We start from the raw sequence: 14,962 nt of genomic DNA on the forward strand, positions 1-14,962 counted from the left end.
TAGATTTGTTGGCCGCGGGCCTCGCTACGCCGTATCGGTGTAGTCGGTGAATCCGTATTGTTCGTGCGGCCCGATCGCGGCGAATTCGAACAGCCCATCGCCGCTGACCGCTGCGTCGTCGATCGTTGCGACGAACTGGGTGAGATGGTCGGTGACACAGAACATCTTCATCGTGGGATCGAGTTCGGACACCTTGAGGTGGAGGTCTTCGACCTTCAGCTCGCCCTGCCACATACCGTGACGCCAATCCGGTTCCAGGCCATAGCCGGTGCCGAACGCGAGGTGATTGGCCAGCTGGGGCCGACAGGCCACGGTCGTGACCACCCCGGTCGGGCGGGTGAAGCGGAGGGTGGCGGCGGCGACGTCGCGGGTACCCGGAACGAACGAGATGTCATGGGCCACATGGCCGAGCCACTCGGGTTCGCGATCCGGGTCATCCCAGACGCGGCGCGCGTCGTCCATCACTCGTTCGCCCGTCTCGGTCTCCTGAACCACGACGACGATCGAGAAGTCGGCGAACCGCATCACCGAGTAGATCCAGAAGAACGTCCCGGACACGTTCGCGTCGGCCTTCCGGCCGGGTGGCTCTGCCTCGCCCACCGGTCGCACACCCCAGGATCGATCGCGGTTGCCGCGCCAGTCGGGGCCGGTGACCTCGAACGACTCGCCGTCGACGGTCAATGCCCCGCGCCAGGTGCCCGTCTGCACAAATCGTTGAGTGTCGAAGAACACCCGCTCGATCTGCCGCTGAAAATGGCGCGGTTCGAGAACCGCAGGGCCGGCCGCGTCGAAGACGAGGTCGAACGCGAGGTCGCCGTGTCCGCGGTCGAGCGCAACCCGAAGACGGTGCAGCCCTTCGATGATCTCGATGATGAACGGGCCGATCCGCAGATCGCTACGATCGGCTCCCAGCGCCCGGGATGCGCGCACGACGATGTGTTCGTCGTGATGACGCACCACTGCGAAACAGTCCGCCACACCGAGATTCGGGTAGACGCCCAGTCCGATGATCAACCACGGCAAATCCGCACTCGGGCCGTGGCAGTTGAAGTAGTAGCGGTCGTAGAAGTTGCGATCGGAGGTCTGCACATGGCGGATGACCTCGGCGACCTGATGAATGGGGTAGTCGTCCATCGGGGACAGCGTCATCGCACGTTCTCCCAGTATGTTCCGGCGAGCATCGCCTCGAGCGTGGCGCGATGCATGATCATGTCGTCGGTGTCATCGGGTTGTTCGGCCTGCCCGAAGTGGATGGCGCGGGACTGGATACGAAACATCACGACGGCGTGGATCAGCGCCGCATAGGTCAGATAGAAGTCCAGGTCACGGAGCTCGTGGCCGCTGACTCGCGTGTACGTCGCCGCGACGTCGTCGCGTGCCAAGAAGTCGGGAAGTCCCGGCATGCCCGCCATCTCGGTGAGGTCCTGGAAGAATCTGTGCAGGAAGATCAACCAGGCCACGTCGAGTTCCCGAGGGCCGTAGGCCGCCATCTCCCAGTCCAGCACCGCGGTCGGCGTGAAGTCCCGGTAGATGACGTTGCCGATCCGGGCGTCCCCCCAGGTCAGCACCGGGTCCGATTCGTCGGGCAGATGCGCCATCACCCAATCGAATCCACGCTCGATCAGCGGGGAACCCGCGCGTCCGGCCGAGGTCCAGGTATAGAACTCGCGCAGCCGGCGAACATGGGCGGCCAGGGGCGTCTCGCCCGGGCCCGGGAGGTCGAGCGACTCCTTGGGGACCGGTGCGGAATGGATCATCGCCACAGTGGCGATCGTCGTCTCGGCGAGGGTGCGTCGTTGGTCGTCGTCGGCCTCGGTCAACCATGAGCCGAAGGTGTAGGGCATCACGTCCGGTGGCACGAGGCCGTCGATCCGGCCCATCACGAAGAACGGCGCGCCCAGTGGCTCCGGGTCGGGTTCGGACCAGTACAGCGGAGGCACCGCCGCGCCGGTGGTGGCAGCGACGTGCTCGATGATCCGGAACTGCCGATCGAGATCGTAGGTGGGGAACACGGGATCGCTCTGCGGGAGTGGGGCGACGCGTACCACCAGTTCGTGGGCGCTTCCCGACCACTGGGCGTCCAGCACGATCGTCTCGCTGGACATACCGTTGGCCGAGGGGATCTCGAGGCGGGTGATGGTCGCCGGTCCGCCGACTGTCGCGGGGAGCCAATCGTCGAGGCGGTCACGAAGCCACCCCGGATCGCGGCGGGATGACGTGGGGCGCGCGATCTCGCTGGGATCGGGCGACTCGATAGAGGGCATCGGTACATCCATCGGACGAGGGGGTAGGCGGAGTGAATTAGAACACGTTTCACTTGAGCGGCGGGGGGGTTCCGCGTGATCGATACCGCACATGCTTTTTCGTCCGATGGAACGATTGACCCCGTTCGATTAATGCTGATAACTTAACGGCGATAACCAAACGCTCCGGGGGGTAGTGATATGGCGAAGACGACGGCGCTGGTCCTACGCGCCCCGCGAGCGGTGCTCGCCGGGGCGGTGCTGTTGCTCGTGCTGGCCGGGCTGTATGGGGCGACGGCCGCGCAGCACCTGCTGTCCGGTGGTTACAGCGATCCGACGTCGGCCTCGGCCCGTGCCGACGAGATCCTGGATGACACATTCGGTCGTGGGGGCATGCAGGTAGTGGTGAAACTCGATGGCCCGCCGGGTATGGACATGTCCACCGACCCGCAGGCGCAACAGGTGGGCAACTCCATCGTCGCCGAGCTCGCCGCCAAAAATTATGTGCAGCGACCGATCCTGTCGGTCTGGGGCAACCCGGAACTCGCACCGGCGCTCGTCAGTGAGGACTCGTCGTCGACACTCGTGATCGCCACGCTGGACGGCGGGGAAGAGGACGCCCCCGCCTACGCCAGTGAGATCGAAGAGCAGCTCACCGGTGACCGGGACGGGATCTCGGTTCGCGTGGGCGGGCAGGGGCTGGTGTTCAACCAGGTCAACGAACAGACTACGAAGGATCTGGCGATAGCCGAGGGGATTGCCATCCCGATCAGCTTCCTGGTGCTGATCGTGGTGTTCGGCGGTCTGGTCGCCGCAGCCCTGCCGGTGGTCATCGGAATCGTCGCCATCGTCGGGACCTTCGCGTTGCTGCGTGTCATCGCCGAACTCACCGATGTGTCGATCTTCGCGCTCAACCTCACGACGGCACTCGGCCTGGCCCTGGCCATCGACTACACCTTGCTCCTCGTGACCCGCTATCGCGAGGAGGTCACGCGGGGGTCGGATCGCCCGGCCGCAATCGTGACGACGATGGCGACAGCGGGACGGACCGTGGCCTTTTCGGCGGTGACCGTTGCGCTGGCGCTCGTCGCGCTCGCGATCTTCCCGATGTACTTCCTGCGCTCGTTCGCCTATGCCGGCGTCGGTGTCGTGGTGGTCGCTGCGGCCGCCGCGCTCATCCTCACCCCAGCACTGCTGATGGTGCTCGGTCCGCGGGTGGATGCCCTCGATGTGCGGCGACCGGTTCGGCGGTTGTTCGGCCGCGCGGCACCGACACCGCAGCCGATCGAACAGACCCGCTGGTATCGGATGGTGCAGTTCGTGCTGCGCCACGCACTACCGGTCGCGCTCGTGGTGACGGCGATCTTGCTCGTCCTGGGAGCGCCGTTCCTGGGTATCCGGTTCGGGTTCCCTGACGATCGCGTCCTGCCCCCCTCGGCGTCGGCGCATGTGATCGCGCAGGAGGTCCGCGACGATTTCGCCCAGGATCTGTCGTCGACGGTGACGATCGTGGCCTCGGGTGTCGGGGATTCGCACTCGCTGTCTGGGTATGCCGGTGAGCTGTCCCAGGTGTCCGGCGTCGACTCGGTGACCACCCCGACAGGCACTTTCGTCGACGGACAGGCCGTGGGGCCGGGCTCGACCGGCGACCAGCGCGGTGACGTGTCGATCGTCTCGGTGGCGTCGAGCGCCGAACCGATGCGTGAAGACGGACGAGATCAGCTCGACGCGTTGCGGGCCGTCGAGTCACCGGATGGCGTGGAGGTGCTGTTCACCGGCCTCGCTGCGACGAACGCCGACACGGTCGACTCGATCTACGCGCATCTGCCATGGGTGCTCGGCTCTATCGCGGTGGCCACATTCGTGCTGTTGTTCCTGTTCACCGGCAGCGTCGTGCTGCCGCTGAAGGCGCTGGTGCTCAACATCTTGTCGCTCTCGGCGACGTTCGGTGCGATGGTCTGGTTCTTCCAGGACGGACATGCCGCCGGCCTGGGTACCACGGCGACCGGCTATCTGGTCGCGACGATGCCGGTCCTGATGTTCTGTATCGCCTTCGGCCTGTCGATGGACTACGAGGTGTTCCTGCTCGGGCGCATCCGTGAGGAGTGGCTCGCCTCGCAGCGCACACGGGCCGACAGCGATCACGCCGTGGCGGTGGGACTGGCCCGCACGGGCCGGGTGGTCACCGCGGCGGCGCTACTGATGAGCATCGTGTTCGCCGGGATCGCGGCATCCGAGGTGTCGTTCATGCGTATGTTCGGGGTGGGACTGACTCTCGCGGTCCTCATGGATGCCACCATCATCCGGATGCTGTTGGTGCCGGCGTTCATGCGGCTGGCCGGCCGGGCGAACTGGTGGGCACCGGGGCCGCTACGACAGCTGCACGACAGGATCGGGTTGTCGGAGGGACCCGGGCCGGACGCGCCGGTCGCACGCCGACCATCGACACAGGAGCACAGTGCAGAGCATTCCGAAGAGGAGCAGATCACCCCGCGGATCGGGTGAACTGCTCGCCGAGGAGATCATCTCCTCGGCAACCGAGTTGCTGGTCGAGCATGGGGATGACGCAGCGGTGTCGATCCGCGCCGTTGCCTCGCGCGTCGGTGTGACACCGCCGTCGATCTATCTGCATTTCGCCGACAAGGACGCGTTGCTCGACGCGGTGTGTGCCCGCTACTTCGAGCAACTCGACGGCGAGTTCGCAGCGGTCGCCGCTGGGCTCGATGATCCGCTCGAACGCGCACTGCAACTGGGCATGGCGTACGTGCGGTTCGCGATGTCGACCCCGGTGCTCTACCGGATTGCGTTCCGGCAGTCGGAGCCCGGGTTGTCGAAGGTCGACGAGGTGCTCTCCGCGTCGGCTTTCACCCGCATCGCGGCGACGGTCGGTGAGCTCGCTGACGAGGGCTTCTTTCCGGAATCCGACGTCGGCGAGGTGGTGCTCGAGCTGTGGGCCGCGGCGCACGGTGTCGCGTCGCTGATGTTGGCAAAACCAGAGCTGTCCTGGGGCCCCGATCTCCGCCTGGCCGAGACGTTGCTGCGCTCGGTGTGTCTGGGGCGGACCACCCTGGGCATGCTCGGCCTGGACCTCCGGTGCGACGAAGCGCGCAGCTGGTTGGGTGCGTTGCGGCGTGTGCAGCCCTGACCGGGCGCCCGCGGGGAGCAGCGAGAGACGGTCCGGGTCAAGAGAAGGTAAAGTCGGAACCTGACGGCAGCTGTACACGTTGTCACTGCAGACGTCACCACAGACCAATCGAGCACGAAGGAGCACGTAGGTGCGAAAGAGCAGCAACCCGGTTATGCGCGGCGTGGTCCGCGATAACCAGACCGGCCCCGCCGGGTTCGGCGCCGGGACGGCCGCCGCCGGTCAGGGTGCCATGTGGAATCAGTACGGGCAGCAAGCCGACCCGTACACGCAGCAGGCGCCGTCGGTCAGCCGCCAGCTGACCATCGACGATGTGGTCACCAAGACCGCAATGACTCTGGGGGTGCTGACGATCTCCGCGATCGTCTCGTACTTCCTGGTGAACTCCAACGAAGCGCTCGCCACGCCGCTGATGCTCGTCGGCGCGCTCGGCGGCCTCGCCCTGGTCCTCGTCGCGACCTTCGGCCGGAAGCAGGACAACCCGGCGATCGTGCTCGGTTACGCACTGCTCGAGGGTCTGTTCGTCGGTTCCATCTCGTTTGTGTTCGCGAATTGGATGGTGTCCGGTGACACGTCGGCCGGAGCACTGATCGGGCAGGCCGTGCTCGGCACGTTTGGTGTGTTCTTCGGGATGCTGCTGGTGTACAAGGTCGGCGCCATCCGCGTCACCCCGCGCTTTACCCGCATGCTCTTCGCGGGCATGATCGGCGTCATCGTCCTGATGCTGGGCAACCTCGTGATCGGCTTCTTCAACGGCGGCGAGGGGTTCGGCCTGCGTGACGGCGGCCCGCTGGCGATCATCTTCTCGCTGGTGTGCATCGCCCTGGCGGCCTTCAGCTTCCTGCTCGACTTCGACGCCGCCGACCGGCTGATCCGGGCCGGCGCACCGGAGCGCGCCGCCTGGGGCGTCGCACTCGGCCTGACGGTCACCTTGGTCTGGCTCTACGTCGAGATCCTGCGTCTGCTGAGCTACTTCAACTCCGAGTAGGTCCGACCCGACCCTGCACAGCCGGGCCCCGCACTGTTGGTGCGGGGCCCGGCTGCGTGTCCGGCTCGGCGGCCGTATGGGAAACAGCGGGTCGCGCGCCACCACCGAGGTCAGCCCGGCGACCCGAGGCACGCAAAATGTTCTCGCATCACATCGTGTGGTCTTGGTAGCGTTCGCTCTCATGTGCTGAGCAGTCACCGGTCGGCGATGAATCGCGCCGGCCACATCGGTCAACACTTCATGCCGCACGAAAGGACCTCATCGGTGACTGCTGCTCACCCTCTACCCACACGTCGCGCCGACGCGCTCTCCCGACCCGACCTGTTGCTGATCACTGTTCTGCTGGTCGCGACATTCGTGGTCATCCTCAACGAGACCGTCATGACCATCGCCATCCCGGTGCTGCAGCGCGACCTCGACGTCCCGCCCAGCGTGGGTCAGTGGCTGACGACGGCGTTCATGCTGACCATGGCGGTGGTCATCCCGCTGACCGGGTTCCTCATCCAGCGCGTGGGAGCGCGCACCCTGTTCATCGTCGCGATGTCTGCGTTCAGCATCGGGACGGTGGTGGCCGGTCTCGCCCCGGGTTTCGAGATCCTGCTGGTGGCCAGGGTCATTCAGGCGGTGGGTACCGCGATCATGCTGCCGCTGTTGATGACCACCGTCATGACCGTGGTGCCCGAACATCGGCGTGGCGTGATGATGGGCAACATCTCCGTGGTCATCGCGGTGGCGCCGGCGCTGGGGCCGACGGTGTCGGGCTTCATCCTGGATCATTTCGGTTGGCGGTGGATCTTCGGTTTCGTCGCGCCGATCGCAGTGCTCGCGTTGATCGTCGGGGCGGTGTTGGTCCGCCCGGTTGGGGAGCGGGTGGCCGCGCCCATCGACTACCTGTCGATCCCGTTGGCCGTGTTCGGTTTCGGTGGTCTCGTCTACGGCCTGGCCGGGGTCGGTGAGTCGGCCGAGGCCGATGCCGCCGTGCCGGTGTGGATTCCGTTCACCGTCGGCGTCGTGGCGCTGACCGCGTTCCTCACCCGGCAGCTGGTGCTGCAGCGCAGTGATCGCGCTTTGCTGGATCTGCGCGTTTTCGGTTCCGCACAGTTCTCGTTGGCCATGGGCGCGATGGTGGTCGCGATGGCCACGATGCTGGGCACCTTCATCGTCGTCCCGTACTTCGCGCAGACGGTGCTGGGTCTGGACCCGCTGACCACCGGGCTGCTGACGCTGCCGGGCGGCCTGATCATGGGCTTGGCCGGACCATTGGTCGGTCGCATCTACGACGCGAAGGGTCCACGCGTGCTGGCGATCCCCGGCACCATGACGGTGAGCGCGGGTGTGTGGTTGCTCGTCGGCGTGAACCCCTCGACATCGCCGTGGCTGTTGATGAGTGCCAACGCGCTGCTGTGCCTCGGGCTTGCCGCCACGTTCACGCCGTTGATGACGCTGGGGCTCGGGTCGGTGGAGCCGCGGTTGTATTCACACGGCTCTGCCGTCCTGGGCACCTTTCAGCAGGTTGCCGGCGCAGCGGGCACCGCCTTGTTCATCACGGTGATGACGGTGGTGGCCACCGCGGATCAGGATGCCGGAATCGTCGAGGCCGAAGCGATCAGCCACGGTGTGCAGCGCGTGTTCACGGTCGCCGGGGTGCTCAGCTTCGTACTGATCGCGATCGTTTGTTTCGTGCGGAAGCCGCACGCGGTGGACGAGCCGGAATCCCACGCGACCGCGGATCTACCCGAATCGGTGGCCGTCGACCGCTGACCCGCGGTTTCTCTCTCCCCCCGGGTATGACCGAGCCCTCCACAAACGCGTGGAGGGCTCGGCCACTTCTGGGGTAAAAACCGTCAGCGGTGGGCTTGTGGCCGCTCGCTCAGCTGAGCCGCTCGAGCACCATCGCCATGCCCTGACCGCCACCCACACACATCGACTCGATTCCGAAGGTCTTGTCGTGGGTCTGCAGGTTGTTGAGCAGGGTGGTGGTGATACGTGCGCCGGTCATCCCGAACGGGTGACCCAGAGCAATGGCGCCGCCGGACACGTTCAGCTTGTCGTGGTCGATGCCGAGTTCGTTCGCCGACCCGAGCACCTGCACCGCAAAGGCCTCGTTGATCTCCACGAGGTCGATGTCGGAGATCGACATCCCGGAGATGCGCAGCACCTTGCGGATCGCCTCGATCGGGCCGAGGCCCATGATCTCCGGCGACAGGCCGGTCGCGGCGGTCGCCACGACCCGCGCCAGCGGCGTCAGCCCCAGCTCCTTTGCCTTGGTGTCGCTCATGATGACCAGCGCGGCAGCCCCGTCGTTGAGCGGGCAGGCATTGCCCGCGGTGATGGTGCCGTCCGGACGGAACACCGGCTTGAGCTGGCTGACCTTCTCGTAGGTGGTGCCCGCGCGCGGGCCGTCGTCGGTGGTCACGCTCGTGCCGTCGGGCAGCGTGACCGGGTCGATCTCACGCTCGAAGAATCCGGCCTTGATGGCCTCTTCGGCGCGGTTCTGGCTCTGCACACCCCAGCGATCCTGATCTTCGCGGGAGATGCCGGTGAAACTCGCGACGTTCTCCGCTGTCTGACCCATCGCGATGTACACGTCGGGGATCAGGTCGTCTTGGCGCGGGTCGTGCCAGGTTCCGGCACCACCCTCGGCGGACTTCTCGGTGCGGGCCATGGCCTCGTCGAACACCGGGTTCTTGGAGTTCGGTGCGCCGTCGGCGCCACCGGAGATTCCGAAGCTCGAGACGCTCTCGACGCCACCGGAGATCAACACGTCGGCTTCGCCCGCCTTGATGGCGTGCAGCGCCATCCGGGTGGTCTGCAACGACGAAGAGCAGTAGCGGTTCACCGAGACCCCGGGGATGTGGTCGTAGCCGAGCTCGACCGCGATCACGCGCGCGATGTTGTAGCCGCCCTGGCCGCCGGGCTGTCCGATTCCCCAATGGATGTCCTCGATGTCGCGCGGATCGAGTTCGGGCACCTTGGCCAGGGCCGCGGCGACCATCTGCCGGGACAATTCGTCCGGGCGGACGTCTTTGAGGGATCCCTTTCCGGCGCGACCGATCGGGGAGCGGGCATGGGCGACGATGACTGCTTCAGGCATGTGCGTCACGTTACTCCCCGGTCGTTACGCGGTCGTGAGTCCGGCCGAGCAGGTGGCGCACCCGGGTGATGATCCGACGCTGCTCCACGGCCTCGGACACCTCGGGGGGGTGCGGCAACGGTGTGGGGCCCCACTCATCGATGGCCGCAAGGACCTCGGGCAGCAGGATGTCGGCGGCCAGCGCGTATCCGGCCGCCGACGGGTGGTACTGATCAGGCGAGAACAGGTGCTCGGGTTTGGCCAGGAACTCACTGGCGAGCAGATCGGCCATCGGCACCGCACGTCCGCCTGCCGCTCGCACCGCACCCCGTTGGGCTGCGGCCAGCGAGAGTCCCCAACGGCGCAAGACGGTGCGCAACGGCTGTGGGATAGCAGTGATGACGCCCAGATCGGGACACGTGCCCACCACGACCTCCGCCTCCTGCGCCACCAGCAGCGCGACTGCCTCGCCGAGGCGCCGTGCCGAGGTACGGATGCCGTTGCGGGCGGTGACATCGTTGGCCCCGACCAGGATGACCGCGAGATCCGGACGCTCGCCGGTGATGAACATCGCGTCGATCTGCGCCGCCAACCCCTTGGACGTGGCGCCCACGATGGCTTTGTTCGCGTACCGGACGGTTTTGCCGGTCTCCGCGGCGACCCGCCGCGCCACCTGCACCCCCGGCGTTTCGTCGGCGATGTCGGCGCCCAGGCCCGCCGCGGTGGAATCCCCGAAGACAGCGAGGAACAGATCGACCGCGGCGTCGCGCGTGTAGCGGTGGGGTCCGGTGCCGTCGGGCCAGTAGATCCCGTCGCCGTTGGGGGCGTCGTCGGTGCGATGGGGGATCACCGTACGAGCTTCGGCCGCTTGACCGTTGAGATAGTTGTAGGCCGCCCACGAGGCGCCGGCGCTGGCCGCGGTCGCCGCCACCGTGGCGCCCACGTCACGCAGGATTCGGTTGCTGTCCATGCTGACCTGACTTGCGGGCGAACCGGTGAGTTGACCGGAGAAGAGACCGATGACACCTGCGCGACACGGCAGCCAGCTTAGTCCGAGTTCGAGTCGTTCCCATGCCTCTGGGACCATGGACACATGCGTATCGCTGATCACGTCGTGGATCTGGTGGGCGACACCCCGCTGGTCAAACTCAACTCGGTGACCAAACCCGGTTCGGGACTGGTTGCGGCCAAACTCGAATACCTCAATCCGGGCGGCAGCAGCAAGGACCGGATCGCGGTGCGGATGGTGGATGCGGCAGAGAAGTCCGGGGCGCTCAAGCCCGGTGGCACCATCGTCGAGCCCACTTCCGGCAACACCGGTGTGGGTTTGGCGCTGGTGGCTCAGCAGCGTGGCTACAAGTGCGTCTTCGTGTGCCCCGACAAGGTGGGTGAAGACAAGCGCAACGTCTTGCGGGCCTACGGCGCGGAGGTGGTGGTGTGCCCGACGGCGGTGCCGCCGGAGCATCCCGACAGTTACTACTCGGTTTCCGACCGGCTCGTCCGCGAGATCGATGGTGCCTGGAAGCCCGACCAGTACTCGAACCCCGCGGGACCGCAGAGTCACTACGAGACCACCGGCCCGGAGATCTGGGCCGACACCGAGGGCACAGTGACCCACTTCGTCGCTGGTGTGGGCACGGGCGGCACCATCACCGGCACCGGCCGCTACCTCAAAGAGGTATCCGACGGGTCGGTGCAGGTGGTCGGCGTGGATCCGGAGGGTTCGGTGTACTCCGGTGGCACCGGCCGGCCTTACCTGGTCGAAGGTGTCGGTGAGGACTTCTGGCCGAGCGCCTATGACCCGACAGTGCCCGACGAGATCATCGCGGTCTCCGACGCCGACTCGTTCGACATGACCCGACGCCTCGCACGCGAGGAAGGTCTCTTGGTCGGTGGCTCCTGCGGAATGGCCGTGGTGGCGGCGCTCCAGGTCGCCGAGCGGGAGGGTCCCGACGCGGTCGTCGTGGTGCTGTTGCCCGACGGGGGACGCGGCTATCTCGGCAAGATCTTCAACGACGAGTGGATGAGCAGCTACGGCTTCCTGCGTACCCCGCTGGACGGCAAGACCAAGGAGTCGCTGGTCGGCGACGTCTTGCGGGGCAAGACGGGCGCGCTGCCCGACCTGGTGCACACCCATCCGCAGGAGACGCTGCGCGATGCCATCGAGATCCTGCGCGAGTACGGCGTCTCCCAGATGCCCGTCGTCGGCGCCGAGCCACCCGTGATGGCGGGCGAGGTGGCCGGCGCGGTCACCGAACGCGACCTGCTCAGCGCGGTCTTCGAGGGCCGCGCCAACCTTGCCGATCCGGTCGCCGAGCACATGGGCAACCCGTTCCCGCTGATCGGTTCGGGTGAACCGCTGTCGGCTGCCACCAAGGCGCTGTCGGAGAGCGACGCGCTCATGGTGGTCGAAGAGGGCAAGCCGATCGGCGTCATCACCCGGCACGACCTGCTGGCCTTCGTCAGCAGCCATCCCACCGTCGGCTGAGCCGGCCGGCACGCGACCCGAGGAGCATCGAAGTGAGTGAACAGCGCAGCGCTGCGGATTCGTCTCGCTGGCAGGGGTTCTCCACCCAGGCCATCCACGCCGGGTACGACCCGGACCCGCAGACCGGGGCAGTCAACGTCCCGATCTACGCCAGTTCCACGTTCGCCCAGGACGGGGTCGGCGGGCTCCGTGATGGATTCGAGTACGCCCGAACCGGCAATCCCACTCGGCGGGTGCTCGAGGCCAACATCGCCGCTCTCGAACGTGGCACCTACGGGCGTGGTTTCGCCAGCGGCATGGCCGCCACCGATGCGTTGTTGCGCGCGACCCTGCGGCCCGGTGATCACCTGGTCATCCCGAACGACGCCTACGGCGGCACCTTCCGACTCATCGACAAGGTGTTCAGCCAGTGGGGTATCACCTACTCGGCGGCACCGGTCTCCGATGTGGATGCGGTGCGCGCGGCGATCACGCCGGCCACCAAGCTGGTGTGGATCGAGACCCCCACCAATCCGCTGCTGAACGTGGGTGACATCGAGGCGCTCGCCGGGGTCGCCCACGAGGCCGGGGCGCAGTTGGTGGTTGACAACACCTTCGCCTCGCCATATCTGCAGCAACCGATCACGCTGGGCGCCGACGTGGTGCTGCATTCGACCACCAAGTATCTGGGTGGTCACTCCGACGTCGTCGGCGGTGCGCTGGTCACCAACAGCGAGGAACTCGACGAGGCGGTGGCGTTCCTGCAGAACGGTGCCGGCGCGGTGCCCGGACCGTTCGACGCATACCTCACCATGCGCGGCATCAAAACCCTCGCGGTGCGCATGGATCGCCACTGCGACAACGCCGAGAAGGTGGTCGATTTCCTGTCGTCGCACCCGAGGATCGACAGTGTGCTCTATCCGGGAATCCCGACACATTCGGGACACACGGTGGCCGGTAAGCAGATGCGTCGATTCGGTGGCATGGTCTCCGTACGGCTCAAGGACGGACAGGCTGCCGCCCAGGAGTTCTGCGCCCGCACCGAGGTCTTCACGTTGGCCGAGTCGCTGGGTGGGATCGAATCACTCATCGAGCACCCGGGAGCGATGACGCATGCGTCGACCGCGGGTTCGCTGTTGGAGGTGCCTGCCGACCTGGTGCGGCTGTCGGTCGGTATCGAGGACATCGCCGACCTGCTCGGCGATCTCGAGAACGCGCTGGGGTGAGGCGAGGGCCGCGGCCATGTTGACCGGTGCCGACGTCGACGACGCGGTGCGCGCGCTGTCCACGGTGATGCGACGCACGCCGCTAGTGGCCTCGCGGGTGCTGTCCGAACGGATCGGCTGCGACGTCTGGCTCAAGTGCGAGAACCTCCAGCGCACCGGGTCGTTCAAACCACGCGGGGCCTACTTGAGGATCTCCCGATTGTCGGCGGAGGAACGCGCCCGCGGCGTCGTCGCGGCCAGCGCCGGCAATCACGCACAGGGGGTGGCCTGGTCGGCCGCCGAACTCGGTATCCGTGCGCGCGTCTACATGCCGACCGGTGCCGCGCTGCCGAAAATCGCCGCGACCAAGGCCTATGGAGCCGAGGTCATCCTCGAGGGTTCGACCGTCGACGAGGCACTCGAGTCGGCCCGCCGGTACGCCGGCGAGACCGGTGCGATTTTGATCCACCCCTTCGATCACCGTGACATCGTGGCCGGTCAGTCCACCGTCGGAGCCGAGATTTTGCAGCAGATGCCCGACGTGGATGCCATCGTCGTGCCGACCGGAGGGGGCGGGCTGCTCGCGGGGATCGCCTCGGCGGTCAAGGCGCGACGCCCCGAGACCACCGTCATCGGCGTGCAGGCGGCGCAGGCGGCGGCATGGCCGCAGTCGCTGGCCGCCGGCCACCCACTGGCGTTGGCGGCGATGAACACCATGGCCGACGGCATCGCGGTGGCCCGACCGGGCGACGTGCCGTTCGAGCACATCACCCAACTGGTCGACTCCATCGTCACCGTCAGCGAGGAATCGCTCAGCACCGCATTGCTGCTGATGCTCGAGCGCGCCAAACTCGTGGTGGAACCGGCCGGCGCCGCGGGCGTCGCCGCACTGGCCGCCGGGACCCTCGACCTGTCGGGCAAGGTGTGTGTGGTCGTCTCGGGCGGCAACATCGACCCACTGCTCCTCAGCCATGTGACCACCCACGGACTGACCGCGGCCGGACGATTTCTCACGGTCACCGCGACGGTCTCCGACCGGCCCGGCGGTCTGATCGCCCTGCTCGAACTGCTCCGTGACCGTGGCGCCAGCGTCGTCGACGTGGTGCACTCTCGGGTCGCCGACGACCTGTACCTCGACGAGGTGCAGGTGACGGTCAGCGTGGAAACCCGCGGCCCCGAGCATCAGCGCGAGGTGCGACGCGCATTGGCCGACGCCGGTTTTCTGCGGGAGTGACGCCTCAGACCTGTGGTGACAGCGTCGAGAAGTGTCGGATCGTGTCGGTCTCGACGGTCTTGAACACCGTGGCCGCGGTCGGACCGGAGAAGGCCGTGACCGCCTTCGCCGACGTCGACAGCTCCAGCGCGAACGACCACACGAGACGGCAGCCCACCTCGGCGGGGGAGATCTCGGTGAGCTCGCCGAAGCGCTTGAGGCCCGGGGTGGAGGCATTCTCGGCGTAGAAGGCGTTGCGGTACTCGCCGGTGTCGGCGTTCTCGTCCCAGACAAAGAAGTGCTCGTTCAACCCGGCGAATCCGGGCCCCAGCGCCGCCTTGCGTTTGGTGCCGACACCGTAGGGCGGGGGTGAGACGAACTCGATCGACTTGATCGCCCGACACCAATCCAGGGTGTGCTGTCGCGTCAGTTCGACCCAGGCTCGCCGGGGACTGACCGGAAGATGCGCGTCGATGCGGTAGGTGACCGGGGCGTTGTCGAAGAAGTCGAGGTCGATGGACTCGAGTGGGTAACTGCGCGCCATGGCCTTCATTCATACACGGTCACCTCGGCTCACCGTGGTCGCTCGGTCCTTGCGCCGGTCAACGAGATGTGGCACCGATCCGAC

At 66.8% G+C, this 14,962-nt stretch carries 12 protein-coding genes; 7 read left to right on the forward strand and 5 right to left on the reverse strand.

Going from position 1 to position 14,962, the window contains the following annotated elements; genetic code table 11:
- Nucleotides 1-24: 24 nt before the first annotated feature.
- Nucleotides 25-1,149, reverse strand: a complete 1,125-nt coding sequence (locus L1892_RS11025; RefSeq protein WP_235723636.1) for an Rv3169 family protein — start codon at nt 1,147-1,149, stop codon at nt 25-27.
- Nucleotides 1,146-2,264, reverse strand: coding sequence for a phosphotransferase family protein (locus tag L1892_RS11030; RefSeq protein ID WP_235723637.1), 1,119 nt, complete (start codon nt 2,262-2,264; stop codon nt 1,146-1,148). Before L1892_RS11030 ends, L1892_RS11025 begins: the two co-directional genes overlap by 4 nt.
- Nucleotides 2,265-2,444: 180 nt before the next feature.
- Between L1892_RS11030 and L1892_RS11035 the strand changes: the two genes are divergently transcribed.
- The 4 genes from L1892_RS11035 to L1892_RS11050 all read left to right on the forward strand — a co-directional run bounded on the left by L1892_RS11035 (nt 2,445) and on the right by L1892_RS11050 (nt 8,137).
- On the forward strand, nt 2,445-4,748 hold the full coding sequence (locus tag L1892_RS11035) for an MMPL family transporter (RefSeq protein WP_235723638.1): 2,304 nt from the start codon (nt 2,445-2,447) through the stop codon (nt 4,746-4,748).
- Entirely contained in the window at nt 4,702-5,388 is a 687-nt protein-coding gene (locus L1892_RS11040; protein ID WP_235723639.1) for a TetR/AcrR family transcriptional regulator, read from the forward strand. The genes L1892_RS11035 and L1892_RS11040 overlap by 47 nt, the downstream gene beginning before the upstream one ends.
- Before the next feature lie 130 nt (nt 5,389-5,518).
- Nucleotides 5,519-6,376: a Bax inhibitor-1/YccA family protein gene (locus tag L1892_RS11045; protein ID WP_235723640.1), complete on the forward strand. Its 858-nt coding sequence runs from the start codon at nt 5,519-5,521 to the stop codon at nt 6,374-6,376.
- A 240-nt stretch (nt 6,377-6,616) separates the two neighbouring features.
- Nucleotides 6,617-8,137, forward strand: coding sequence for an MDR family MFS transporter (locus tag L1892_RS11050; RefSeq protein ID WP_372475000.1), 1,521 nt, complete (start codon nt 6,617-6,619; stop codon nt 8,135-8,137).
- Between the two features lie 109 nt (nt 8,138-8,246).
- On the opposite strand, the gene L1892_RS11055 is transcribed toward L1892_RS11050, so the two are convergent.
- Nucleotides 8,247-9,470: an acetyl-CoA C-acetyltransferase gene (locus L1892_RS11055; protein ID WP_235723642.1), complete on the reverse strand. Its 1,224-nt coding sequence runs from the start codon at nt 9,468-9,470 to the stop codon at nt 8,247-8,249.
- Nucleotides 9,471-9,480: 10 nt separating this feature from the next.
- On the reverse strand, nt 9,481-10,419 hold the full coding sequence (locus L1892_RS11060; protein ID WP_235723749.1) for an SGNH/GDSL hydrolase family protein: 939 nt from the start codon (nt 10,417-10,419) through the stop codon (nt 9,481-9,483).
- Between the two features lie 123 nt (nt 10,420-10,542).
- On the opposite strand from L1892_RS11060, the gene L1892_RS11065 reads away from it, so the two are divergent.
- From L1892_RS11065 to ilvA, 3 genes are read left to right on the forward strand one after another with little or no spacing between them, the layout of a single operon-like run.
- Entirely contained in the window at nt 10,543-11,937 is a 1,395-nt protein-coding gene (locus tag L1892_RS11065; protein WP_235723643.1) for a cystathionine beta-synthase, read from the forward strand.
- A 32-nt stretch (nt 11,938-11,969) separates the two neighbouring features.
- Nucleotides 11,970-13,142, forward strand: coding sequence for a cystathionine gamma-synthase (locus tag L1892_RS11070; RefSeq protein WP_235723644.1), 1,173 nt, complete (start codon nt 11,970-11,972; stop codon nt 13,140-13,142).
- 16 nt (nt 13,143-13,158) lie between these two features.
- On the forward strand, nt 13,159-14,355 hold the full coding sequence (ilvA, locus tag L1892_RS11075; RefSeq protein ID WP_235723645.1) for a threonine ammonia-lyase: 1,197 nt from the start codon (nt 13,159-13,161) through the stop codon (nt 14,353-14,355).
- Between the two features lie 4 nt (nt 14,356-14,359).
- Here the strand turns inward: ilvA and L1892_RS11080 are convergent, their stop codons facing one another.
- Nucleotides 14,360-14,878, reverse strand: coding sequence for an SRPBCC family protein (locus L1892_RS11080; RefSeq protein WP_235723646.1), 519 nt, complete (start codon nt 14,876-14,878; stop codon nt 14,360-14,362).
- Between the last annotated feature and the right edge of the window lie 84 nt (nt 14,879-14,962).

This window comes from Gordonia tangerina, assembly GCF_021556435.1.
Taxonomy (GTDB): domain Bacteria; phylum Actinomycetota; class Actinomycetes; order Mycobacteriales; family Mycobacteriaceae; genus Gordonia; species Gordonia tangerina.